The sequence below is a fragment of the Blautia sp. SC05B48 genome (assembly GCF_005848555.1).
In the GTDB taxonomy this organism is placed as follows: domain Bacteria; phylum Bacillota; class Clostridia; order Lachnospirales; family Lachnospiraceae; genus Blautia_A.
Window position 1 is genome coordinate 55,171 of record NZ_CP040518.1, and the last position, 25,894, is coordinate 81,064.

21 protein-coding genes are annotated in these 25,894 nt (G+C 45.6%); 3 read left to right on the forward strand and 18 right to left on the reverse strand.

Annotation, left to right across the window (positions count from 1 at the left end; all coding sequences use genetic code 11):
* Positions 1-9 precede the first annotated feature (9 nt).
* The 6 genes from EYS05_RS00270 to ppdK all read right to left on the reverse strand — a co-directional run bounded on the left by EYS05_RS00270 (position 10) and on the right by ppdK (position 6,977).
* A complete protein-coding gene (locus tag EYS05_RS00270) occupies positions 10-624 on the reverse strand; it encodes an anthranilate synthase component II (RefSeq protein WP_118626349.1) in 615 nt (204 codons plus the stop codon).
* 121 nt (positions 625-745) lie between these two features.
* The gene (locus tag EYS05_RS00275) at positions 746-955 is read right to left on the reverse strand and encodes a DUF1858 domain-containing protein (RefSeq protein WP_173738677.1); all 210 of its coding nucleotides are present in this window, start codon (positions 953-955) and stop codon (positions 746-748) included.
* 145 nt (positions 956-1,100) lie between these two features.
* Positions 1,101-2,438 (reverse strand): MATE family efflux transporter, encoded by a 1,338-nt coding sequence (locus tag EYS05_RS00280; RefSeq protein WP_174235855.1) that lies wholly within the window; start codon positions 2,436-2,438, stop codon positions 1,101-1,103.
* A 62-nt stretch (positions 2,439-2,500) separates the two neighbouring features.
* The gene (locus tag EYS05_RS00285) at positions 2,501-2,965 is read right to left on the reverse strand and encodes a GtrA family protein (RefSeq protein WP_138276319.1); all 465 of its coding nucleotides are present in this window, start codon (positions 2,963-2,965) and stop codon (positions 2,501-2,503) included.
* A gap of 135 nt (positions 2,966-3,100) precedes the next feature.
* Positions 3,101-4,153, reverse strand: a complete 1,053-nt coding sequence (gene rsmH / locus EYS05_RS00290) for a 16S rRNA (cytosine(1402)-N(4))-methyltransferase RsmH (protein ID WP_118626405.1) — start codon at positions 4,151-4,153, stop codon at positions 3,101-3,103.
* A gap of 193 nt (positions 4,154-4,346) precedes the next feature.
* The gene (gene ppdK / locus EYS05_RS00295) at positions 4,347-6,977 is read right to left on the reverse strand and encodes a pyruvate, phosphate dikinase (RefSeq protein ID WP_138276320.1); all 2,631 of its coding nucleotides are present in this window, start codon (positions 6,975-6,977) and stop codon (positions 4,347-4,349) included.
* Positions 6,978-7,247: 270 nt separating this feature from the next.
* Between ppdK and EYS05_RS00300 the strand changes: the two genes are divergently transcribed.
* The gene (locus EYS05_RS00300) at positions 7,248-8,126 is read left to right on the forward strand and encodes an aldose 1-epimerase family protein (RefSeq protein ID WP_118513625.1); all 879 of its coding nucleotides are present in this window, start codon (positions 7,248-7,250) and stop codon (positions 8,124-8,126) included.
* Between the two features lie 136 nt (positions 8,127-8,262).
* Here EYS05_RS00300 and EYS05_RS00305 read toward each other — a convergent pair whose 3' ends face one another.
* Genes EYS05_RS00305 through EYS05_RS00320 form a run of 4 tightly spaced genes read right to left on the reverse strand, consistent with a single transcriptional unit; the run spans position 8,263 to position 13,489 of the window.
* Positions 8,263-10,443: an alpha-galactosidase gene (locus EYS05_RS00305; protein ID WP_118626345.1), complete on the reverse strand. Its 2,181-nt coding sequence runs from the start codon at positions 10,441-10,443 to the stop codon at positions 8,263-8,265.
* A 27-nt stretch (positions 10,444-10,470) separates the two neighbouring features.
* A complete protein-coding gene (locus EYS05_RS00310; protein ID WP_118626343.1) occupies positions 10,471-11,313 on the reverse strand; it encodes a carbohydrate ABC transporter permease in 843 nt (280 codons plus the stop codon).
* On the reverse strand, positions 11,313-12,191 hold the full coding sequence (locus EYS05_RS00315) for a carbohydrate ABC transporter permease (RefSeq protein WP_021651005.1): 879 nt from the start codon (positions 12,189-12,191) through the stop codon (positions 11,313-11,315). The genes EYS05_RS00310 and EYS05_RS00315 overlap by 1 nt, the downstream gene beginning before the upstream one ends.
* Before the next feature lie 2 nt (positions 12,192-12,193).
* Complete coding sequence (locus EYS05_RS00320; protein WP_118626339.1) at positions 12,194-13,489, reverse strand: ABC transporter substrate-binding protein; 1,296 nt, start codon at positions 13,487-13,489, stop codon at positions 12,194-12,196.
* 461 nt (positions 13,490-13,950) lie between these two features.
* Here EYS05_RS00320 and EYS05_RS00325 point away from each other — a divergent pair, with 461 nt between their 5' ends.
* On the forward strand, positions 13,951-14,823 hold the full coding sequence (locus EYS05_RS00325; protein WP_118513633.1) for an AraC family transcriptional regulator: 873 nt from the start codon (positions 13,951-13,953) through the stop codon (positions 14,821-14,823).
* 31 nt (positions 14,824-14,854) lie between these two features.
* Here EYS05_RS00325 and EYS05_RS00330 read toward each other — a convergent pair whose 3' ends face one another.
* From EYS05_RS00330 to EYS05_RS00365, 8 genes are all read right to left on the reverse strand, one after another.
* Positions 14,855-16,249, reverse strand: a complete 1,395-nt coding sequence (locus EYS05_RS00330) for a glycine--tRNA ligase (protein WP_118625429.1) — start codon at positions 16,247-16,249, stop codon at positions 14,855-14,857.
* Positions 16,250-16,442: 193 nt separating this feature from the next.
* Positions 16,443-17,201 carry a DNA repair protein RecO gene (gene recO / locus EYS05_RS00335; protein ID WP_118625427.1) on the reverse strand — a complete coding sequence of 253 codons (759 nt, stop codon included), beginning with the start codon at positions 17,199-17,201 and terminating at the stop codon, positions 16,443-16,445.
* A gap of 2 nt (positions 17,202-17,203) precedes the next feature.
* Positions 17,204-18,112 carry a GTPase Era gene (era, locus tag EYS05_RS00340; RefSeq protein ID WP_138276321.1) on the reverse strand — a complete coding sequence of 303 codons (909 nt, stop codon included), beginning with the start codon at positions 18,110-18,112 and terminating at the stop codon, positions 17,204-17,206.
* 65 nt (positions 18,113-18,177) lie between these two features.
* The gene (locus EYS05_RS00345) at positions 18,178-21,102 is read right to left on the reverse strand and encodes an insulinase family protein (RefSeq protein WP_138276322.1); all 2,925 of its coding nucleotides are present in this window, start codon (positions 21,100-21,102) and stop codon (positions 18,178-18,180) included.
* Between the two features lie 141 nt (positions 21,103-21,243).
* Positions 21,244-21,822: a DUF6553 family protein gene (locus tag EYS05_RS00350; protein ID WP_118625423.1), complete on the reverse strand. Its 579-nt coding sequence runs from the start codon at positions 21,820-21,822 to the stop codon at positions 21,244-21,246.
* 57 nt (positions 21,823-21,879) lie between these two features.
* Positions 21,880-22,473, reverse strand: a complete 594-nt coding sequence (locus EYS05_RS00355; RefSeq protein ID WP_227752332.1) for a DUF5662 family protein — start codon at positions 22,471-22,473, stop codon at positions 21,880-21,882.
* On the reverse strand, positions 22,424-24,349 hold the full coding sequence (locus EYS05_RS00360) for a Type II secretory pathway, pullulanase PulA and related glycosidase (protein ID WP_138276323.1): 1,926 nt from the start codon (positions 24,347-24,349) through the stop codon (positions 22,424-22,426). The genes EYS05_RS00355 and EYS05_RS00360 overlap by 50 nt, the downstream gene beginning before the upstream one ends.
* A gap of 62 nt (positions 24,350-24,411) precedes the next feature.
* Positions 24,412-25,167, reverse strand: a complete 756-nt coding sequence (locus EYS05_RS00365) for an exodeoxyribonuclease III (protein ID WP_021977111.1) — start codon at positions 25,165-25,167, stop codon at positions 24,412-24,414.
* A 268-nt stretch (positions 25,168-25,435) separates the two neighbouring features.
* Here EYS05_RS00365 and EYS05_RS00370 point away from each other — a divergent pair, with 268 nt between their 5' ends.
* Positions 25,436-25,810 carry a DUF1292 domain-containing protein gene (locus EYS05_RS00370; protein ID WP_118513643.1) on the forward strand — a complete coding sequence of 125 codons (375 nt, stop codon included), beginning with the start codon at positions 25,436-25,438 and terminating at the stop codon, positions 25,808-25,810.
* The last annotated feature ends 84 nt before the right edge of the window (positions 25,811-25,894 follow it).

The window sequence follows — 25,894 nt, forward strand, 5'->3', positions numbered from 1 at the left end:
TTTCTCTGCTCAGGCTGTTTTTTCTATAGCTACCCTTTCCTGCTCCTGCTGAAATCTTTCCGCGATTTTGCAGAAATTCTCAAGAAGCTCATGACCGTATTCCGTAAGGACTGCTTCCGGATGAAACTGTACCCCGTATAACGGAAGGATTTTGTGGGAAATTCCCATCACTGCCCCGTCTTTGGAAACTGCATCTACCTGATATTCTTCCGGAAGACTTTCTCCACGGACAATCAGGGAATGGTATCTTGTCACTTTAAATTCTTCCGGCAGACCGGCAAACACTCCGGTTCCATAGTTGCGAATCTCTGTCACCTTTCCGTGCATGGGACGTTTTCCCTTTTCTACCACCGCACCTGCGCAGTGTCCCAACACCTGATGTCCCAGACAGACTCCTAAGATCGGAACCCTTCCCTGAAATCTGTTTACGGTTTCCACACAAAGGGCTGCGTCCCAGGGGCGTTTGGGGCCCGGAGAAAGAATGATTCCTTCCGGCTTCAGTTCCTCCAGTTCTTCCAGGGTGATCTCGTCGCAGCGCTTTACAAGGATCTCACGCCCCAGTTCCTCAAAATACGCTTTTAGATTATAAACAAACGAATCAAAATTGTCGATCATTACATACATGGTGTTTTCCTCCGCTTTTCCGTATAAAACGTGTAAAAAAAATAAGGGATAACAACGGCATGTCAAAAAAACATGCACAGTCGTTATCCCTTACGGTCCGTAATCTGTACGTTTCTGTTATTTATTTCTGGTTCTTGGTCTCTTCATAGTGATGGATGTCTGCCAGTACAGCGTTTACATCAAGTCCGTGTACCATACATGCCTCCTCAAGAGACTCACCGATAGAAGACGGACAGCCGATGCAGTGCATTCCTTCCTGCATAAGAATGTATGCAATCTTCTCATCGTATGCAAGCATCTCGCCCATTGTTGTTTCCTTTGTGATTTCCATGATCTATATTCTCCCTTCTGGATCTGTAATCTTACCCGGAATCCCGGTTTCCTGGTTTTTTTCCGCAGTTATAATATCATTATAACTGTATCTTCCATAATTGCAAGCCTAAATTTATTCTTTTCATTTTCTGTATTATGCCCACTCAGGCAACAGTTTCCTTTTTTCCCCTGCTCCACTTTTTCATCACATAAATATAATACGGAATCAGCGGGATCAGTGCCGCGATCCATGCAGCAGGATCCGCCAGACATACACCGGCAAAACTTGTTTTTCCTGCAACAAACATAACGATCGCACTTCTTGCCACCAGTTCAAACACACCGCCCAGCATGGGAACCAGGCCATATCCCAGTCCCTGAAGGCCGTTTCTGTAAAGGAAGATACTTCCAAGGAACGGATATGCCCAGAATACAGTATGAAAATAAGTAACAGAAACATTAATAACATCTGTCTGGGACTTGTCAATAAATAACCAGGTCATGTACTTTCCGAAAAAGAACATTATGATCATAGTGATCACACTCCAGATCAAGACCATGATCTGGGTATATTTCATTCCTTCTTTTACACGGTCCATCTTTCCGGCGCCACGGTTCTGTCCTACAAAGGTTGCCATCGTCGCACCAAAAGCTACAAATACAGTTACAATGATATTCTGTAGTTTTCCCGCAGCGGAAAATCCTGCCATGTATACAGAACCGTAAATATTTACAGCACCCTGTACAATAATGGTTCCGATCGCTGTGATGGAAAACTGAAGTCCCATGGGAATACCAAGGGCCAGCAGATAACGGAAGCTGGTAAAAGAAATTTCAAAGTTTTCTTTCTTCAGATGCAGGATCGGGAACTTTTTGATAATATAGATCAGGCAGCAGACTGCGGAAATTGCCTGTGCGATAACCGTAGCATAAGCACAGCCTTCCACTCCCATTCCGATTTTTACAATAAAAAGAATATCCAGGAACACATTGATCACTGCCGAAATGATCAGAAAATACAGCGGAGATTTTGAATCTCCAAGTGCGCGGAGAAACGCTGCCAGTGAATTATATGCCGCTGTTACGATCAGGCCTGCATAAATAATTCCCATATATCCCTTCACAGATCCCATCAGATCCTCCGGCGAATTCATCAGTCGTAGGATCGGTTCATTCAAAGCCTCAAAGCCAATGGTCATCACAATGGCAAAGGCTGCTGCCAAACAGATGGACATAGCTACGTAATGACGCATCTTATCATATTGCTTCGCCCCGAACCACTGGGATACCAGAATGGCAAAACCACTGCTCAGTCCGTTAAGCCATCCGGTAACAAAAAACATCAGTGAACCGGTGCTTCCGATCGCAGCCAGCGCATCTACTCCCAGGAACTGACCCGCAACAATGGAATCCGCAATATTATAAAACTGCTGAAAAATATTTCCAAGGCACATGGGAATCATAAACCGGATGATCAGGCTCACCGGATTCCCTACAGTCATATCATTTGTCTTGTCCTTTGTCAATTTCAGTTCAACTCCTTTCCTGCAAATATAAATATCTTTTATTTTTTAAAAACAATTAATTTACTGATCACATAATTCAATACGATCACGACCACCTGAGCGACAAGCTTCACTGCCATGCTGTTAAATCCAAGCCAGGTGATAAATACCGCAAGGATTGCTTCCTCCACAACCAGCGTAAAGAGCCGGCCTCCGAAAAACGAAGCCATCTGCTTTAAAAATCCGGCAGCAGAATCCACCTGCCCGTCGAATACCCATGTCCTGTTTGTAAAATACTGGAACAATACACAGACCACCCAACAAATCACATTGGCGATCAGCGCATTCATACCCAGCCCCTTATCCAGCCATGCATACAACGCAATGTTCAGAAAAAATGTGAGCCCTCCAAAGAACAGATACATCAGAACTTCCTTATGTTTCTTATAAAAAGGTTCAAATATATTCAGCACCGGAAGATGCATCAGTTTATCAAAAATGTCCTTCTTTTCCTCCACATCCATATCCTTTCTCCTATTCAGTTTAAGCCGCAGCTTTATCATATGTAAACTTATATAACATAGCAAAAAAAATCCCGGATGTCAACGCATTCCAGGATTTTTCTGTTTCTGTATCAGAACTGCTCTTTCACTCTTCACTCAGGCCTTCACAGCCCAGCGCATCTTCGTGGATCTGGCGCGGCCATTCTGTGCACATTCCTGTGCGGAAGGACGGATCACATCTTTTGAATAGTCGGAATAGATGCCGTCTTTATAGCCCTGCTTTAAGGCTTTCTTTACCAGCTTGTCCTCTCCGGAATGGAAGGTAAGGATCGCTACACGGCCGCCTGGCTTCAGCGCTCCAGGAAGTTTTTCCATAAAATCATAGAGGACCTCGAATTCCCGGTTCACATCAATACGCAGTGCCTGGAAAACTCTCTGGCATGTTTTTTTCACCGTGTCTTTCCTCTCTTTTTCAGGAAGGAAAGACAATGTCTTCTCAATGACTTCACGAAGCTTCGTAGTAGTATCTATGTGGTTTCCTCTTCGGATCTCATCTGTGATGGCCTTCGCGATCTCCTCACAATACGGCTCATCGGAATTCTCATCCAACATTCCGGCAAGCTCTTCTCTCGAAATGGTATCCAGCCGTTCCGCTGCGCTGATCCCGGTTTCCTGGTTCAGCCTTAAATCCAGAGGACCATCCACCTTAAAGGAAAACCCTCTCTTGGGATTGTCGATCTGCATGGAAGACACCCCAAGATCCGCCAGGATAAAATCAAAGCCACCAACTTCCTCTGCGATCTCATCAATAGTACAGAAATTCTGGAGTTTAATTGTCAGGATATCTTCTCCGAATCCCTGTTCTGCCAGACGTTTCCTTGTCTTGGCAGATTCTTCCGGGTCCACATCCGTAGCGTACATGTGTCCCTGACCTTTCAGGCATTCCAGCATGGCCTTTGTATGCCCACCGTAACCAAGTGTAGCATCAAATCCAACCTGCCCCGGCTTAATCTCCAGAAAATCAATGATCTCTTTCACCATAATGGAAATATGCATTCCAGCCGGTGTATTCCCCTTGCTGATCACATGTTCAATGGTATCTTTATATTTCTCAGGCTGAAGCTCTTTATATTTCTCCTCAAATTTCTTCGGATATTTTCCTTTATATCGTACCCGCCTCTTATGTGGTGTCTGTGATTCCTGGTTCATAAAATTCTCCTTATCCTCTGGCATTCTCTGCCCTGTTTCTTTCATGATACCATGAATCCTATTTTTCGTAAACCGTCGGAATACTTCAAAAAATATCATAAAGAAAAAAACTCCTGACAATCTGTATTTCTACAGACTGCCAGAAGTTTTATATATGCTCAGACTGAAATTTCAGCCTGAAATGTATTCTTACTTATGCGTTCTTCTTAGCGATTGCTGCCTGTGCTGCTGCAAGACGAGCGATCGGTACACGGAACGGTGAGCAGGATACATAGTCAAGTCCGATCTCGTTGCAGAACTCTACGGAAGACGGATCTCCGCCGTGCTCACCGCAGATACCTACGTGAAGTTTCGGGTTAACCGGTTTTCCAAGCTCGATAGCCATCTTCATAAGTTTGCCGACACCTGTCTGGTCAAGCTTAGCGAATGGATCGTTCTCGAAGATCTTAGCATCATAGTATGCGTTAAGGAACTTACCAGCGTCATCACGGGAGAATCCGTATGTCATCTGTGTAAGGTCGTTTGTACCGAAGCAGAAGAAGTCAGCCTCTTTAGCGATATCATCAGCTGTAAGAGCTGCTCTCGGGATCTCGATCATAGTACCAACCTCGTACTCAAGGTCAGAACCAGCTGCTTTGATCTCAGCGTCTGCTGTCTCTACAACGAATTTCTTAACGTATTTAAGCTCTTTAATGTCACCAACAAGCGGAATCATGATCTCCGGTTTGATGTTCCAATCCGGATGATTCTTCTTAACGTTGATAGCTGCACGGATAACAGCGCTTGTCTGCATCTTAGCGATCTCTGGGTAAGTAACAGCAAGACGGCATCCACGATGTCCCATCATCGGGTTGAACTCGTGAAGGGAAGCGATGATTGTCTTGATCTGCTCTACAGTCTTGCCCTGAGCGTCAGCCAGTTTCTTGATGTCCTCTTCCTCTGTAGGAACGAACTCATGAAGTGGCGGATCAAGGAAACGGATGGTTACAGGATTTCCTTCAAGTGCCTCATAGAGTTTCTCGAAGTCTCCCTGCTGCTCCGGAAGGATCTTAGCAAGTGCTGCTTCTCTCTCCTCTACTGTCTCAGAGCAGATCATCTCACGGAATGCGTCGATTCTGTTGCCCTCGAAGAACATATGCTCTGTACGGCAAAGACCGATTCCCTCTGCACCAAGCTCACGAGCTTTCTTAGCATCAGCAGGAGTATCAGCATTTGTACGAACTTTCATTGTTCTGTACTTGTCAGCCCATCCCATGATACGTCCGAACTCACCAGCGATCTGAGCATCTACAGTCGGGATAAGTCCGTCATAGATGTTACCTGTTGTACCATCGATGGAGATTGCATCTCCCTCATGGAACTCTTTACCAGCAAGTGTGAATTTCTTATTCTCCTCGTCCATAGCGATGTCACCGCATCCGGATACACAGCAGGATCCCATTCCACGAGCAACTACAGCTGCGTGAGATGTCATACCACCACGAACTGTCAGGATACCCTGAGCAGCTTTCATACCTGTGATATCCTCTGGGGATGTCTCAAGACGAACAAGAACAACCTTCTCTCCTCTTGCAGCCCACTCAACAGCATCCTCTGCTGTGAATACAACTTTACCGCAAGCAGCTCCAGGAGAAGCGCCAAGGCCTTTGCCCATCGGTGTAGCAGCCTTAAGAGCAGCTGCATCGAACTGCGGATGAAGAAGGGTATCAAGGTTACGAGGATCGATCATTGCAACAGCCTCTTCCTCAGATCTCATTCCCTCATCAACGAGGTCACAAGCGATCTTAAGAGCAGCCTGTGCAGTTCTCTTACCATTACGTGTCTGAAGCATATACAGTTTACCATGCTCTACAGTAAACTCCATATCCTGCATATCTCTGTAGTGTTTCTCCAGAGTCTCGCAAACCTGTTTGAACTGTACGAATGCTTCCGGGAACTTCTGCTCCATCTCGGAGATGTGCATTGGTGTACGAACACCGGCAACTACGTCCTCGCCCTGTGCATTAGTAAGGAACTCACCGAACAGGCCGTTAGCACCTGTAGCAGGGTCACGTGTGAAGGCAACACCTGTACCACAGTCATCACCCATGTTACCGAATGCCATCATCTGTACGTTAACAGCTGTACCCCAGGAATATGGGATATCATTGTCACGACGATATACGTTCGCACGTGGGTTGTCCCAGGAACGGAATACGGCTTTGATCGCACCAACCAGCTGCTCCTTCGGATCAGTTGGGAAATCAGAACCGATTTTGGATTTATACTCAGCTTTGAACTGGTCAGCAAGCTCATGCAGGTCAGCAGCTGTAAGCTCAACGTCCTGCTTAACACCTCTCTTAGTCTTCATCTCATCGATGAGCTCCTCGAAGTATTTCTTACCAACTTCCATAACTACGTCAGAATACATCTGGATGAATCTTCTGTAGCAGTCCCAAGCCCAACGCTCATTGCCGGATTTCTCAGCAAGAGTGTTAACAACTTCTTCATTTAAACCAAGGTTGAGGATTGTGTCCATCATACCAGGCATAGATGCTCTCGCACCAGAACGAACGGATACAAGCAGAGGATTTTCTTTGTCACCGAATTTCTTACCGGTAACTCCTTCCATCTTGGTAATTGCTTCCATGATCTGAGCCATGATCTCATCATTGATGGATCTGCCATCCTCGTAGTACTGTGTGCAGGCCTCTGTTGTGATTGTGAAGCCCTGCGGTACAGGAAGACCGAGGTTTGTCATCTCAGCAAGGTTGGCACCTTTGCCGCCCAGAAGATTTCTCATAGTAGCATTACCTTCTGTAAACATGTAAACCCATTTTGCCATTTTACATTTTCCTCCTAATTATTGTTCTTTAAAACATAAAAATGTATGTTTTCTACGCACATAATTATTGTATAGATTTCTCCTTCATTAGTCAAGGTTATTCTTCCAAAAAACAGCAATTTCTCTTGGTAAATCTGACAGATTTTCCAGTTATTTTTTCCATGGATCGTATTTTTCTCGTTATCGTCTGTAAAATGTGCTAAAATAGAAAAAAACATGCAGCAATTCCGGGGTAATATTACCCGAATGCTGTCATACAGGAGGTTTATCATGACACGAACGATTGAAAACAGCTTTCTTAAGATTTCCGTTTCCGACCACGGTGCTGAACTCACCGGAATCTATGACAAGACTAATGACAGGGAGATCCTCTGGCAGGCAGATCCGGCTTACTGGAAACGCCATGCGCCTGTACTTTTTCCCAACGTGGGACGTAACTACAAAGATATCTGGCGTCTGAACGGAAAGGAATATCCTTCCAGACAGCACGGCTTTGCAAGGGACAGCGATTTTATCTGCACGGATATTACCGATACTTCCCTTTCCTTTGTCCTTAAGTCCTCCGAAGAAACCCTGAAGGTTTATCCGTTTGCTTTCGCTCTGAAGATCACCTACACTCTGAAGGAGCATGACCTGGACGTATGCTGGGAAGTAGTTAATAATGATTCTGAAACTATGTATTTTACCATCGGCGGCCATCCGGCATTCCGTGTTCCGGTACGTGAAGGAGAATCCCAGAGCGATTACCGTCTTGCTTTTGAAGGCCTGGACGTTCTTACCTATCTCCTCATCGATACGTCTGCAGGAACAGTCATTGCTGACGAGCCACATACACTTTCCCTTGAAAACGGAACCTGTTCCATTGCTCCTCATATGTTTGATAAAGACGCTCTTGTTTTTGATAACGGCCAGATCCAAAAGGCCGGTATCCTCTTCCCGGACGGAACTCCATATCTGACACTTACCAGTGAGGGCTTCCCGAATTTCGGTATCTGGTCCGTACCCGGTGCTCCCTTTGTATGCCTGGAGCCGTGGATGGGACGCTGTGATGACTGTGGTTTTGAAAAATCGCTCTCTGAAAAAAATAATATCAACGTTCTGAAACCGGATGAAGAGTTTATTAAAAGCTATCAGATTACCGTCCACTGATCTTATAATTCTCAGAATACATAATATTTCATCACAAACGATCAAAAAATCCGCCGATCAGACAGTTATCAGAGAACTGTTCGATCCGGCGGATCTTTTATTTTATCTTTATTTCACAGATTAAAAAGGCTCTGTTTTATTCTCGCACAAAATGATACTGATAAGCTCTGTACTCCCCAAACTCTGCTGGAAGCGGCATTCCACCATGCATCAGAGCAGCTCCGGAATAGATCCTGCCGGTAGCCTGTTCCTTATACAGAGCACTCTCATCAAGTCCGCGAAGCTGCACATAATTCACAGTCATGTTTCCATGGATCTCCTCCATGACAACATTGAGCAGAACTTCTTCCTGAGAATTTCCAACGATCTCCCATGCACAGATCTCACTCTTAAACGGATCTGTCAGGCGATAGTATCGTCCGTTCTGGATCAGTGGCGCATACTTACGGAATTCCCCGATCTGGCTGCGGACCTCGTCTTTTTCTTCCTCAGTCAGCTTCAGAAGATCCAGCTCGTAGCCGAAGGTTCCGGACATGGCAACCACACCTCTGGTATGTAACGGAGTGATCCTTCCTGTCTGATGGTTCGGCACTGCAGACACATGTGCTCCCATGGCCGATACCGGATATCCGAAGGAAGTGCCATACTGGATTCGAAGCCTGTCAACAGCATCAGAGTTGTCGCTGCACCAGATCTGCGGTGTGTAATACAGCATGCCTGCGTCAAATCTTCCGCCACCGCCGCTGCAGCCCTCGATCAGAAGATCCGGATAACGGTTCACCATACGGTCCAGAAAATCGTACAATCCCAGGACATAATCATACATTACACGTCCCTGATCCTTGGTCATTACGGAAAATACATCCATCAGGCTTCGATTCATGTCCCATTTAACGTACTCAATATTGGCATTATCCAATACCGCACTGATCTGTCCGAAGATTCCATCTACAACTTCTTTTCTGGAAAAATCAAGTACCAGCTGATTTCTGGACCTCACTGGTTTTCTTCCCGGAATCGTAAGTGCCCAGTCCGGATGCTCGCGGTAAAGATCACTGTCCTCAGAGATCATCTCCGGCTCGACCCAGATACCGAATTTCACTCCGAGGTCATTGACTCTTTTTACCAGTCCGCCGAGAGTCTCTCCAAGCTTCTTCTCATTAACATACCAGTCCCCAAGACCACTGTTGTCATCGTCACGTTTTCCAAACCAACCGTCATCCAGAACCAGCATATCGATACCAAGGCTCTTTGCCTCTTTTGCCAGATTATATAAAGTCTCCCCTGTAAAATCAAAATATGCTGCCTCCCAGCTGTTTACCAGTACCGGACGAATCGCTGTTTTATATTTGCCGCGGCAGATATGGTGACGGATGCAGCTGTGCAGATTCTGGGAAAGACGGTTCATTCCCTGATCTGTGTAGCTTAAGATCACCTCAGGCGCATAGAAGGTCTCCCCGGCTTCCAGCGGATACCGGAAGCACTCCTCCTGTACACCAAGGAGCATTCTTGTCTGATTGTACTGATCCTTCAGAACCTCACCCTGGAAATTTCCACTGTATACAAAGGACATAGCATAGCAACCTCCATGATCCTCTGTAGTGTCCTTTTCTGCCAGGATCATCATCGGATTATACTGATGGCTGGATGTACCACGGACACTGCCGATCATCTGACTTCCGTGTGCTACCGGAACCCTCTGCAGATTCCGTTCCATGGCATGTCTTCCGTAAAAAGTAAGCAGGTCATAATCTCCGTAAAGAAAATCCAGTTCTGCGGACATCACCTTATTCACATAGATCTTCTCACTGCTCTGATTACGGACATAGACGCTTCTCGTAATGATATCCAGTTCCGGAAGTACACCGTAAAGAAGCATGGCCTCCACGCCGGTAGCCGGATCCTCCAGTACGATCTCCAGAGTCTGTGCCTCATCGTTCTCCGCATAAACAGCCGGAAGCCCCGGAAGGCTGTATTTACCGTCACGGATAGTATAGTTCTTGTAACGCATATCACAGCTCATGCTTCCGTCACCGTTTTCCAGCATCAGTGATGCACTGCGGAAATCTCCGTTTCCGTAGCAGGAAAGCTCCTGTGGAAGAGAGTCCATGGAATAGGTTCTGTCTGTTCCCGCATCATAGGGATTTCCGGAAAATCCTCTGTCATAGTAAGTCAGAAGATAATCCATGCAGCCTTCTGCCTTTTTACCATAATAGAGATGAAGAAGAAATCCGTACTGATCCACCTGCATCTGATATGTAGTTTCTTTTGTCTGCAGGGTAAACGTTCTGTCTTTCTCGCAGTAGATGATTCCCATATGTGAATCCTCCTTTTTCTTGTGTTTTTATTTTACGGCACCGTTTACAACACCATTTAAAATGTGCTTCTGGCAGATCAGATAAAACAGAAGGATCGGAAGCAGTGCCAGCAGATAAGAGGCAAACGCAAGGTTATAGTTTGTTCCGAACTGAGTCTGGAAATTCAGCTGTGCCAGAGGCAATGTGGTTCCACCTGTAGATCCGGACATGATAACCAGCGGAGTCATAACATCATTCCAAGTTCCAAGCGCTGTCAGAACTGCCACTGTGGCATGCATCGGCTTCATGATCGGAAAGATGATCTTCCAGTATGTTTTCCAGGTGCTGGCTCCATCCACACAGGCGGCCTCCTCAAGGGCCATCGGAATGTTTGTCAGATATCCGGAATAAAGAAGCACGTTCATAGGCATATAAAATACCGTATAAAGAATGATCACACCGACTTTGTTATCAAGCCCCATCTCAGCAGTCTGCTTTACAAGCGGCATCATCAGGATAGCAAACGGAACAAACATACCGCTCACTACATAGAGATAGATAAATTTATAAAATTTACTTCTCTTGTTTCTGGCTATAGCATAACCTAAAAGTGAATGAATTACAATAGCAAGAACCACTGTGATCACAGTGATCAATACACTGTTTCCAAGAGAATGCCAGAAGTCTGTTACCTCCATAGCTTCCCTGAAATTGGCAAGACTGAATTTCTGCGGCAGAGACAGGATCCCGGCTACACTGTTGGTCATCTCTGTCGGCTGCTTGAATGCGATCACAATTGTCATATAAAGCGGAAATACCACTGTGATAAGGCCAAGGATCAGAAGGATCGTTACCGGCCAGTTCGCTTTTTCCCTTACTTTCGTTTTCATTACAGCTGCTCCTCCTTTTTCCCTGTGATAGTCAACTGCATTGCAGAAATGATCACGATCACAATAAAGAATATAACCGCATTGGCACTCTGGAATCCAAACTGACCGCCACTCATACCATTGTTATAGATCAGATAGGAAATGGATTCTGTACTCTGTGCAGGACCACCTTTTGTCAAAGCCATGATCTGATCAAATACCATCAGGAAGTTTTTCACACAGAGAACCATGTTGATACTGAAAAACGGAACGATCAGTGGGAATGTCAGGTAACGGAACTTACTGAATCCGGTAGCACCATCAATAGCTCCTGCCTCGTATACATCCTCCGGCACTGTCTGAAGCCCGGAAATATAGATGATCGTATTCATTGCAATGGACTGCCATGCACACACGATCACGATGGCTACCCATGCAAGGCTCGTACTGGAAAGCATGCTGGAAGACAATGTTTTATTTCCGACCATCTTTCCGAATGCAGGCAGGATATATGTAAAGAAATAATTGAAAATATATCCTACGACCAGTGCGCCAAGTACATTAGGAATAAAATAAGCTCCACGCAGTGCACTCTTGAAACGGATCTTGCTGTTCAGTCCAAGTGCCAGGATCAGGCTGAGTACATTCGTTACGATAGTTGCCACGATGGCCAGCTTAAAGGTAAACAGATAGGAACCGCCAACACGGCTGTCTGTAAAAAGATCCTTATAGTTTCGAAGCCCTACCCAGTCATAGCTTCCATAGCCTTTAAAGTTTGTAAAGCTGTAGATCACACCCTTGATCAGAGGCAGTGTGTTAAAGCAGAAAAATAATGCCACGATCGGAATGGTGATCAGAAGAAAGGTCAGCTTTCTTCCACTCATAGATTTTTTTCCCATGATCAGTTCTCTCCTTCCCCGTTCTTCTCCTCATAGTCCTGTACTTTACGGATAATGTCACGGTTATATCTTGTCCAGTCTGTATCAAATTTTTTCAGGAATGCATCTTTATCCTTTTTCATCAGGAAGGTCTGTATCTGTGCATCCACAGCCATCTCTGTAGGATAATAATGATCCTGGTAGTCGGCCATCCTTCCCTCTTCTATGTATTCCTTCATACCATCCAGAGTAGCGGGAAGTGTGAAATCACCCTCTTTGCATGGAACTGCCTTCTGGTCATCCAGATATGTCTGTACATTTTCATCCTCAAGGAGAAAATCCAGCACTTCATAGGCAGCTTCCTTATTCTCACAGTCATTCATCACACAGAACTGAAGGTCAACTCCGGAATTCAGTTTGTTTTCTGACGGATCATTGCTTGCCGGTGTCACAAAAGAATCAATATCCATATCCGGGTTTACACTCTGGATCTGCGGGATCGCATAGCTTCCGATGGGATACATGGCAGCTTCCCCTTTTGCAAAAGCGGTGCAGGCTCCATTGTAATCATAGGCAAAGGGATCATCCGGTCCATACTGGATAAGCTCCAGCATACGGTCTGCTACTTCCTTATACTCTTTTTCAAAAGTAGTTTTTCCTTGGTTTACCTGATGGCATACATCAGATGGTGCAAGATCCACCGAAATAGAATTCCACGGTGCAAGACAGGTCCAAGTATCTTTAAATCCGAAATAAAGCGGCTGGATACCTGCATCCTGGATTTTCTGGCAAAGGCTCATAAATTCATCCCATGTAGTCGGGATCTGCCAGCCATGCTCCTTGAAAAGCTCACGATTGTAAAGGATCCCGGCGGCATTGGCCACGTAAGGAACCGCATAGACTCCGTCTTCCGGAACGAATTCCAGCGCTTTATCAATTTCTTTATATGCATCTTTGATCGAATCCAGTCCCTGATAATCGGAAATATCCATCAGCATATCAGAATCAATAAAATTGGAAAAGTTAACATCGCCTCCGATTCCGATGATATCCGGATTGTCCTCACGGATAAATCTTGTCTTCAACACAGTCATAGCATCGTTTGGGGATTCGATGGTAAGATGGATATCATCATGAGTGGCATTGAATTTTTCTTCCAGCTTTTCAAATGCCTTGACTGCTTCCGGTTTATACTGCACAAGTTCGATCTCTGTCTTTCCGCTGTCCTTTTTACCTGTGCCGCATCCGCTCAATGTAACGGAAGCTGCCATGGTAAAAGCAAGTCCCATACAGAGGATCCATTTACTTCTGTTGCGCATCTTGTAATGCTCCTTCCTTTTCCTTTTATTTGATAAGTCGGATATCACCCATTTAACTGATATGGCCATCCGGGTTCTCCAATACTTATTCTCTGGTTTCTTTTTTCTGAAATCTATTTTAACATAGCTTTATGCTTGCATAAATAGCAGCGTTTTTCTTGTTTTATATCAAAATGCAATTTTTCTCTGTCTTCATTAAAGTCATCTAGCATTTTGATATATTTTATACCTATATCACTACTTTTATCTAAAATTAGTATATTCCAGATTTATCGAAAATCAATAGGTTTCTCGAGAAACTTGATTTTCTCACAAAGTTTGATCGATTATTTTTCTCTTTTTTGTATATTTTACAGGCTGTCTTTGTAATTACATTTTTATACATATGTTGAAGTTCCCTGCTGTTTTAATGTATAATGTTACTGAAACCTGACAAGATCATGCGCCTAAAGGATAAAAATATGAATGACCTTCTCTTCTCCGTTTTTCCAAATGAAAACTTTGTTGATATCGGACTATATCAATACGGCTGGGAGCACTGCACTCCGGCACATTCATTCGGCCCGGCCGCACGAAACCATTATATTTTTCATTATGTGATCTCCGGTACAGGAACTCTGATGGCAGACAATTCCGCAGGAGAGACCATCACCTATCAGGTAAAAAGCGGCCAGGGTTTCATGCTTTTTCCCGGTCAGATCAACACCTACATTGCAGATACCGACTTTCCATGGGAGTACACCTGGGTGGAATTTGACGGACTCCGGGCAAAAGAGATCGTGGAAACTGCAGGTTTAAGTCAGGACCATCCGGTCTATCACAGCCACTCTGCAGATCTCCGCCAGAAAATGATGGAGGAAATGCTTTATATCAGCCATAATTCCCAGGAATCACCCTTCCATCTTATCGGACATACCTGGCTTTTTCTGGATTACTTTATGCGCTCTGCTGAAACTGTCCGCATGAAACAGGATGGAAGTATCCGTGATTTTTATATCAAGGAAGCGCTCTCTTTTATTGAACAGAATTTCCAGAATGATATTTCCATTGAGGATATCGCAGCCTGCTGCGGCCTGAACCGAAGCTACTTCGGCAAGATCTTCCACGACACCATCGGACGTTCTCCCCAGGAATTTCTGATCAGCTATCGCATGACCAAAGCTGCAGAACTTCTTAAGATCACAGCCCTGTCTATCGCAGATATCGGAAATGCAGTCGGATATCCCAATCAGCTGCATTTTTCCCGGGCTTTCAAAAATATATACGGAATTTCGCCAAGAAACTGGCGGATGAAAAACAGACTTGTTGAAAAAAAGCCTCCGGCCAGGAAATAGCCGGAGGTTTTTTATTAAAAAATATATTTACTTAAAATGTAAATTTATCAGCAAAGTATGCGTCAAGCTCATCGATCTTCACACGTACCTGCTCCATAGTGTCACGGTCACGGACTGTAACTGCACCGTCATTTTCAGACTCGAAGTCATAAGTGATACAGAAAGGAGTACCGATCTCATCCTGTCTGCGGTAACGTTTACCGATGTTTCCACGGTCATCGTACTCACAGTTGTACTTCTTGGAAAGCTGCTGGTAGATCTTCTCAGCACCCTCGTTAAGCTTCTTGGAAAGCGGAAGCACACCGATCTTAACCGGTGCAAGTACCGGATGGAAATGAAGGACTGTACGGACATCGTTCTTCTCTGCATCCAGAACTTCCTCATCGTAAGCGCTGCAGAGGAAAGCAAGTACCATACGGTCTGCTCCAAGTGACGGCTCGATAACGTATGGGATATATTTCTGTTTCTTCTCATCATCAAAGTATGTGAGATCCTGACCGGATACATTCTGATGCTGTGTCAGGTCATAATCTGTTCTGTCAGCGATTCCCCAGAGCTCACCCCATCCGAATGGGAAAAGGAATTCCACATCTGTGGTAGCCTTGCTGTAGAAGCTCAGCTCTTCCTTATCATGGTCACGGTAACGAACCTCATCATCCTTAAGTCCGAGAGCACTCAGCCAGTCAAGGCAGAACTTCTTCCAGTATGCAAACCACTCAAGATCTGTATCCGGCTCACAGAAGAACTCAAGCTCCATCTGCTCGAACTCACGGGTACGGAATGTGAAGTTACCCGGTGTGATCTCGTTACGGAAGGATTTACCGATCTGGCCGATACCAAACGGAATCTTTTTACGGGATGTTCTCTGTACGTTCTTGAAGTTTACGAAAATACCCTGTGCAGTCTCCGGTCTTAAATATACAGTATTCTTGGCATCCTCGGTAACACCCTGGAATGTCTTGAACATCAGGTTGAACTGACGGATATCTGTGAAGTTGTGTTTACCACAGCTCGGACATCCTACCTCGTGTTCCTTGATGAACTCCATCATCTTCTCCTGGGACCATGCATCTACACTTCCCTCAATGGCAATGTCATGCTCTGCACAGAAGTCCTCAATGAGCTTATCTGCACGGAAACGCTCGTGGCACTCTTTACAGTCCATAAGAGGATCAGAAAATCCGCCAAGATGTCCGGAAGCGATCCATGTCTGCGGGTTCATAAGGATTGCACAGTCAACACCTACATTGTACGGAGACTCCTGAATGAATTTCTGCCACCATGCACGTTTTACGTTATTTTTAAGCTCTACACCAAGATTTCCATAATCCCATGTGTTTGCCAGGCCGCCGTAGATCTCGGAACCCGGGTAAACAAATCCTCTGGCTTTTGCAAGAGCTACTATCTTTTCCATTGTCTTTTCCATGATTTCTCTCCTCTTGACTTGCAGCTGTTCCGCCAAATGCGTCCGGAAAACCCCGGAAAAGCTGCCTTTTTTACATTTTTGGTCTTATTATACTAGTATCCTCATGATTTTTCAAGGATATTTCCATATGCATTGCATCCTGTCCTGCTTTTGAAAAATAAATCGTTACGGTTATTCCGCAGCCGGCAGGGATCTATCTCATCATTTCCAGGATCTCCAGACTTTTAAATCGTTTGTCTGTATTCAGCTCCGTATACCGGTAAATGTGGCGTTCCAGTTCCCGCAGCACATCATCCCGCACAGTAAACGTATACAGTTTTGCTAAGGGGGACACGGCTATGTAGCGCATAGCATACAGGGCAGCCGCTGAGATCCGTTTCCTGTCCATGGCCATCGTTTTGCAGTCTGCACACAGGATCCCATGCTCGTCCTGGGAGAAAAAAAGTTCTCCTGTTTCTTCCTCCGTAAGCTCTCTTCCGCAGCCCGCACACTGGAACAGCTGCGGCATCACGCCCTGGATCACCATAGTCCGCAGTTCATAGATACAGCGCACCAGCCGATCTTCTATATGAGGATTCAAAATGGCTTTGATGGTCACATAGAGAAGATTCATCATCTCCTTCTCATCGGTTCCCTCTTTGCCAAAATAATCTGCCAGCTCCAGAAAATAATATCCATAATAAACCCCCGGCTGCCGGGTAGCCAGCTCCACAAAATGATGCTGCACGCTGACCTGGTTCAGATTATAGCTTGTCCTTCCCTCATAAAGAGTAAAGCTTCCGAATACAAACGGGTTAGCTGCTGCCATGAACGGACTGTTCTGTCGTCTCGCTCCCTTGGCAAAAGCGGAGATCTTCCCCCTCTCTCTTGTGAGAAGGACGATCCGCTTGTCATAATCCCCTACCGGCATGGCAGAAAGTACCACTCCCTGTACGGTAATCAGATCACTCATTTTCAGATTTCTTTCTTATCATATCCAAAGTTCTTGATCAGGAAATCACTGTCTCTCCAGTTCTTAGTCACCTTGACCCAGAGCTTTAGGTTTACCTTTGCTTCCAGCATACGCTCCAGCTCATAGCGGGCATTGCTTCCGATCTTTTTCAGCATGGCACCCTGTTTTCCGATGATGATGCCTTTGTGGGAATTACGCTCGCAGATGATGGTCGCATCAATATCTATGATGTTGCTTCTTCCCGGACGTTTCTTCATACGGTCGATGGCAACGGCGATCCCGTGAGGGATTTCCTCATCCAATGCATGCAGAGCCTTCTCACGGATGATTTCTGCGGCGATCTGGCGCTGAGGCTGGTCGGTAACTGTATCCTCATCATAGAACATCGGTCCGTACGGAAGATATTTGAAAATACTTGGAATGATATCCTGTGTGTTTTTTCCGCGGAGGGCAGAGCAGGGAATGATCTCTGCAAAATCACAGATCTTACGGTAGGTATCGATCGCAGGAAGAAGCTCTTCTTTTTTTACCGTATCGATCTTGTTGATGATGAGAATCACAGGAACTCCAACCTTCTGCAGCTGCTCGGCAATGTGGCGCTCTCCCGCACCTACGAATGTGGACGGCTCCACCAGCCACATAATGGCATCTACTTCCTTCAGGGTTCTCTCCGCAACCTGTACCATGTATTCCCCGAGCTTGTTTTTTGCCTTGTGGATACCCGGTGTGTCCAGAAATACGATCTGTCCCTTATCACAGGTGTACACGGTCTGTATCTTGTTTCTGGTTGTCTGTGGCTTGTTTGATGTGATGGCGATCTTCTGTCCGATAAGATGGTTCATCAGCGTGGATTTTCCAACATTCGGTCTTCCAATGATCGCAACAAAGCCTGATCTAAAATTGTTATCCATTCTTTATCCTCTCATAATTCTTTCACGGCCTGCTATCCCATTTAACGGATAGCAGGCTTTGTTTCTCAGCAGCCGATCAGTGGCTTCACTTCCATGAATACATCTTCTGCATTCTCTATTGCAGTCTCACTTCCCACTACGCATATCTGATCATCGGAAAGTACTGCTTCTACAAGAGCTGCCAGTTTCTGGATATCCTCCTTCTGCGCTCCGAGGATCTGATTTCTTTCCTTCTGGAGCATATCCTCTGTAACCTTGGAGAAATATGCGGTTTTTGAGATACTTCCCTGCATCTGCGGGGTTCTTGGCACATCCTTGTTGCTGATCGTTCCGATGATATATTTTGTCATCTCACGCTCATCAGCCTCAAAGGCACGGATATAATCCGGCACGCCCTGGTATACTTCCAGGGTTCTCTTAAGATGGGGATCACGGTAGGATACCAGGAAGCTCTCCCCGTTTCTCTTAAAGCCGCTCATGCAGCCATACGCTCCACCCTTTACACGAAGGTTGATCCAGAGATAATCGTAGCTTAAGATCACTTTCAGGATTTCCAGTGCGCCGGTATACTCCAGGCCTTTTTTGCGGAAGTTTCCGTTCTGTGCCACATACTGGACCTGGCCGGAGGTCTTGAAGGCTTCGTTTTTCTTTATGCAGGGGGCCTGCTTCACAGGCTCCGGCTTCTGTCCGTTAAACAGGACTTTTTTGATCCCGGCAGCCTGTGTTTTTACTACATCCAGAGATTCTCTCTCTCCGGTATAGCTTACACAGAAATTCTCCGGACGAAGGACCTCTTCCATCACCTTACGGAGATTTTTCACGATTTCATCCTTGCAGCTGTCAAAATCCTTTTCCAGTTTTTCGATAAACTGATAATATCCGATTCCTGCCATCTCATCCTGGAATGCCGCCATCGGAGATGCGTAGGAAGCACCACGGAGAACTGCTGTGGAATGGCCTGCACTTGCAAGGCTGGCCTGGGCTCTGGATCTCACTCTGGCAATGATCTCATAGAGACGTTTGGTATCATCCAGCTTCGAAGTTGTAAGAACCTCCCGAATCATGGAAAACATGAAATCCATCTCCGGATATAATGCTTTTCCTCTTACGGCAAACATGGCACGGAATGCATCGGTATCCTGAGCATCATCAAAAACCTCGATTCCATAGGCAATACCGCCGGTTCTCGCATTCACTTCATTAAACAGCTCGCCATAAGTGTAATTCTCCGTATCCACTGCACCAAGCACGGATTTCAGAAGTCCCAGATAATGGACTGTGTCAACATCAAAGTCATGGATTTCAAAAAGAAGGTCTGCATAACCGATACCATTGGTGCACACATCATGATACAGAAACAGGCTGTCAGCTACGTGGTGCTCCTCGTTTGTCAGCCCTGTGATCTCTTTTTTGATGTCTTCTCTGGAGAGCATAGGGATGCAGGTCAGCGCTTCCGGAGCTTCCTCTGCTTCCTGATAAGCCTCCAGCGCTTTGGTGTGCTCTACCATCCGGGTAAGCTCTTCATCAGAAAGGCTCTTTCTGTAATTCTCCAGCTTTTCTTCCAGTTCCTTATCTCTCTTTGCCGCAAGGCCCTTCTCCGGTACCAGAGAAAGGATCGCACCATGAGTATTATCCAGAAGATATTTCCGGATCAGCTCCTCAAAATATCCCTCTTCCAGGGCTTTCTTAAGGAAATCAAAGCCCTCCAGAAGCTGCACCTCGCAGAACGGCTTCGTATCATCATAAAGCCAGCTGCTTAAAATATCCAGGCCATACATCAGTCCCTTCGGATAAGAAGAAAAATCTGCTTCGCGAAAACGGAATTCGTAGTAATTGATCCCGGCTGTTACTGCCTTTTTATCAATTCCCTCCTCTGCGATCTTTGTGAGAGTGTCACGGATCACCTTTATGAATTCCTCTTTCTGGTTTAAGTTTGCTCCTTTTGCTACAATGGAAAAATAAGTCTGCTTGATGCCATCCTCAAAGGAGCCGTAAATATCTTTGCCGATCTTTGCATCCAGAAGTGCCTGCTTCAGTGGTGCACCCGGTGCGCTCAGGAGAGCATAATCCAGAACCTCGAAAGCAAGACTCAGGTTGATATCTGCCGCTTCACCCACAACCATATTGTAGGAAAGATAGGTGTTATCCTCTTCTCCCTCATCCTCTGATACCGGATAAGGCTTCTGAATGTCCTTTACCTGAGCAAAGGTTTCCTGATCCCGGATCTCAGAATCAATGGCAAGAGAATCAAAGGCAGACAGATAATGGCTGTCAAGAAATTCCAGCTTCTCCTCCATATCCATGTTTCCGTAGAGATAGATAAAGCTGTTGGACGGATGATAGTACTGTCTGTGGAAATCCAGAAATTCCTCATAGCTGAGATCCGGAATATTTACAGGATCTCCGCCGGACTCACAGCCATAGGTTGTATCCGGGAACAGCGAATTCATGATCTCTCGCTCCAGAACATCATCCGGTGAGGAAAAAGCACCCTTCATTTCATTGTAAACGACACCGTTGTATTTCAGCGGGCCTTCTTTTTTCTCCAGATGGTAGTTCCAGCCTTCCTGACGGAAGATCTCTTCTTTTTTGTAAATATTCGGATAGAATACTGCATCCAGATATACATGCATCAGATTCTGGAAATCCCGGTCATTGCAGCTTGCTACCGGGTAGCAGGTCTTATCCGGATAGGTCATGGCATTAAGGAAGGTATTAAGAGAACCTTTTACCAGCTCCACAAAAGGATCCTTAAGCGGAAATTCCCTGGAGCCGCACAGTACGCTGTGTTCCAGTATATGAGCAACACCTGTGCTGTTTTTCGGCGGTGTACGGAATGCAATGTTAAAAACCTTATTCTCATCACTATTCTCGATGAGCATCACTCTGGCTCCTGTTTTTTTGTGTCTCAGAAGCCATCCTTTTGAATGAATATCCTGAAGCTCTTCTTCCTTCAGGACTTCATATGCGTTCAGATGATTGGGATTCATAAAATAGTAACCTCCTGAATGTTTCTCTTCACACCCGATATGACTCTTCGTTCAAACAGTCTCAGAATATTTTATCGGATGCATGGCAACAAAAGGCTGCCTGAGTATTCAGACAGCCTGAAACGGAAGCGCTCCGGCCTCCTAAATGTTTCCTTCGTTGGGATAATACTGCCTATAGATCTCTCTGGCAGCTCTTGTGATGATTCCAAGCTCAGCTTCCATTCCAAGATTAGCCGGAAGCTCCACAGCTGTTTCCCTGATGTCTCTCTGGACCTTTGCCTTCGCACTGTCCTCCTTGATGTGGATCAGGCCGAAAATCATTGTGTTATAGGATTTATCTGTCTGACAGAGATCCATGTAGACCAGAACCAGATGACAGCATTCCCGGTAAAGAAGCTCCTCATAAAGGCCGCCCCTTTCCTGGAGTTCCTGAAATTTCAGCTTCTTAAGATACTTGCCTATCTCTTTCTTCGCACTTCTTGTACCAAAGAATCTGGAAGCGGAATTCCGGTTAAACTCCATGGTCATCCAGAGTCCGAGATAACCGTCTGCCCTGGTATCACCAGTCTCAGCTTTATCGCTGTAACGGATCTCCCAGAGTTCCTTGCGGATCCTGTTTTCTTCCGGTTCTTCTCCTGCTGCAATGGACTGCTCCAGAAGCTTCAGACGCTCCATGGGATCTTTCTCTCTATAGTATTTCGCAATTGTTGGTGTATCCATTCATTCTTCCTCCTGATATCTGAATATTATATCAGACAACCTGCCAAAAATACACCCCTATCTGTGATTTCGAAGCTTTTTCCTGGGGCTTTTCACTCTTTTTCCACGGTTATCACATAGATATACATTGCGGATATACCATAGGGTCTTATCCTCTCCGTATTTATCCAGGATCCGGAGAAGTCCCTCCAGTTCTTTCTTTGTCTGTGGGTGGATAAACCACAGCTTCTCCTTGCTTTTCAGAAAATACTGTAATGGTTCATGATAGGTATATTCCTCTCCCAGATAATTTCTGGATGCACTGATCCGGTCCATGACCATTTCCGCCACATATTTTCTGGGCATTCTGGCTCCCATGATCACATGCTCACCGTCAAGGGAATAGTCTACCCAATGTTCAAAATGGTGTCTGTTTCTTCCCTTATGGTGCAGCCAGGACATGGATACGCCGGTTGCCTCACGTTCTGCGTTATTAGGACTTCTTGTCCCCTGATAATATTTACAGCCTACCAGAAATTCCGTCGGGGAATATTTGGACAGGTCATGAAGCAACCCCTGCTTATATAACCCGATACGAAAACAATATTTCATCACCAGAAGCTTATGCCTCGTGATGGTCCTGAAGTGCAGCCACGGGTGCCATGATCGCATCTTTCTCCGCCTCCTGTCTGCCCAGCAATACCACAATGGCGCGGGGACCTATTTCGATTGATTTTTTATATTCTTCTTCCTCCTCCAGACAGAATCCTGTTCCGTGAAGAGAGGTATCTGCGATTTTTTTCCAGCACATACCTTCCGGGAGATTGGGCAGAGCAAGGCTTCGGTTTTCCCAGTGGAAATTATAGCCGATGTAAATAAAATCATCCTCTGCAGCCTCCAGATCCTCTTTTTCCCTTGCATAGGCTCCGTAATACATCATACCGAGAAGCCTGCTGGTATTCTCATAGCTCAGATACCAGGCACGTTCCCCGTGAAGAGACACATCCGGGAACCCCTTGGTCAGATAATCTACCCCTTTCAGTTCCACCGGCATATGAAGAACGGGATGGACCTTACGAAAAGCAATGGCATCCTTTACAAATTCCCTCAGTCCCTGGTTTCTGGAAAAGCCCTTCCAGTCTGTCCATCCGGTAGCATTATCCTGACAGTAGGCATTATTGTTTCCGCTCTGGGAATTGCCGAATTCATCACCGTGATAGATCATGGGAACACCCTGACTCAACAGCATCATCAGAAAGGCATTTTTGATCTGGCGCTCCCTCATCTGACGGACGGAAACCTTACGGGTAGGACCTTCCACACCGCAGTTCCAGGAATAATTATAGCTGCTTCCGTCCAGATTGCCCTCGCCATTGGCCTCATTATGCTTATAATTGTAGCTCACCAGGTCATTCATGGTAAATCCATCCTGGCAGACCATGTAATTGATCACTCCATGATTCTCGCTGTTATGACGGATATGCCATGCTGCAGCCTCCACCATACCTTCATCGCTTTTCAGGAAACGGCGCATATCCTGGAGAAAATTCATATTGCTCTCCGCTCCGCAACGTCTGGCCGGAAGCTTTCCTCTGTAAAAATGATCAAAATCAAAGCCCTGGAAGATCAGTTTTGCTCCGGAAAGGATTCCGTCCCGAAGAAGCATCTCCCGGTTAAATCCCTCTCCCAGCACATGAAATCCATCTACATGGTAAAAATCTCTCCAGAACTGCAGGGCTCGAAGAGCCATCAGGCTATCTGTTTCCTCTGGAAAATAGAATTCCATGATACAGGCAATGCCGTTCTTGTGCAGTTCCCGGATCATATACCGAAATTCCTGCTCCGGTTCTCTGGTACTGCAGTAAGCACTCTTCGGGCTGAAATAAAAGCCGGATGCATAGCCCCAGTAATTCACTACATTTTCCTTTCGGCGAGTCTTGATGTGTTCACTACTTTCCTTCGGTTTACTGATCGGAACCTCACAAAATTCATAGGCAGGCATCAGTTCAATGGCATTGATCCCTAGTTCTTTCCAGTAAGGGATCATCTCTGTCAGGCCAAGAAAGGTCCCCTTATGGGAAACCATCTTTCTGGCAAGCTTCGTATAACCACGGACATGAAGCTTGTACAGGATCATATTTTCATATTCTACTGCCGGTGCAGTTTCATTTTCCCAGCCGGAAACATTCTCATTAAGGAAGCGACAGCGGACATCCTTTTCCGGATCGTAAGGTACTCCGAAATGCTCTCTCCCGTGAAGTCCGTATGCATACGGATCCTGCACGATCTCACCGTCTATTTTATAATTATATTCAAAATCCTTCAGAGAAGCACTGCACAGCTTCAGTGCCCACACTCGTCCTGTATGGAAATCCTTTGGAAAAACAATCTCCACCGGTGAGGCAGCTCCTCTTTTTTTATATAAAAGCAGGGACACTTCGGAATCTTCCGATGCCTCCACTGCAAAATTATAACCGCCCTCCATTTTGTTGGCTCCAAGTATCAGCGGCTGACCTTTCTCCACTCGACCTAATCTGCGGCTTGCCAAAGCAACTCCTCCTTTTCCCTTTTTATTATTCAAATCCATAGAAATCCTTTTCGCCGAATCCGTCACAGATCAATATCCAGCTCAACCGGGCAATGATCGGATCCCATGATTTCTCCGTGGATCTTCGCATCCTGAAGCTTTTCTTTCAGGGAAGGGGAAACAAGGAAATAGTCAATACGCCAGCCGGCATTCTTCTCTCGTGCACGGAAGCGATAGGACCACCAGGAGTAAACACCCTCTTTATCCGGATAAAAATATCGGAATGTATCAATAAAGCCGCTCTCGAGAGCTCTGGTAAAGCAGGCTCTCTCTTCATCAGTAAAGCCTGCATTTTTGCGGTTGGTCTTCGGATTCTTGAGATCGATCTCCTGATGTGCCACATTAAGGTCGCCACAGCAGATCACCGGTTTCTTCTCCTGCAGTTTCAGGAGATAAGCCAGGAAATCCTCTTCCCATTTCATACGGTATTCCAGACGGCGGAGCTCGCTCTGGGAGTTGGGAGTATATACAGTCACAAAATAATACTCTTCGAATTCCAGCGTGATGACACGTCCTTCTTTATCATGTTCCTCTATCCCAATCCCGTAAACTGCAGACAATGGCTCCCTCTTTGTAAAAATGGCTGTACCTGAATAGCCTCTGCGGTTTGCGTAGTTCCAGTACTGATGATATCCGGGAAGTTCCAGTTTCACCTGTCCCTGCTGGCATTTCGTCTCCTGCAGGCAGAAAATATCCGCATCCAGCTCATGAAAGCGTTCCTCAAAGCCCTTGGTGATACAGGCCCGGATCCCATTTACATTCCAGGAAATAAATTTCATATTTTTATATTTTCTCCTCATTTTTTCGTCATATTTTTATTATATCTCACATTGTCGGATTAAGCAAAAATATTTTGAAAGTTTTCTCAGGCTCTCAAATATTTTGTATTACTGTTCACTCCGTTCTCAGTAACACGCTTTGCGGAATACTACAAGTGAACAATAACTATTTTGTTGCTGTTCTACGTCATATATGTTAAAATGTTCTCTATATCATGCAGAGCTGCACTCTTATTTACAGGCAGCAGCAGAACGGAGGATTTCTTTTATGAGTGATGAATTTAACAAAAGCGGATGTGCACCAAGTGACTGCGCTTCCTGCACAGCTAACTGTGAAAGCAGGGTAGATGAGGCACATCATACCATCACCCTGACTATGGATGATGATACTGAGGTAGAATGTGCCATCCTTACTATTTTCCCTGTAGAGAACAAAGAATATATCGCACTTCTCCCACTGGATGAAAACGGCCAGAATGAGACCGGCGAGGTTTATCTCTACAGCTTCTCCCGCACAGCAGACGGCGATCCGATGCTGGCAAACATTGAAGATGATGAAGAGTACGACGCTGCCGCAAATGCCTTTAACGCAGTCGTTGAAAAAGCACGTGCAGACGAGGAAGCCGACACACTTCTCAGCTAAACAAGGCATTTACCAGAGATAGTAATTACACAAAACAAGCCCGGAAATCGGATGTGTGTAGTCATCACACCTCTACCTTCCGGG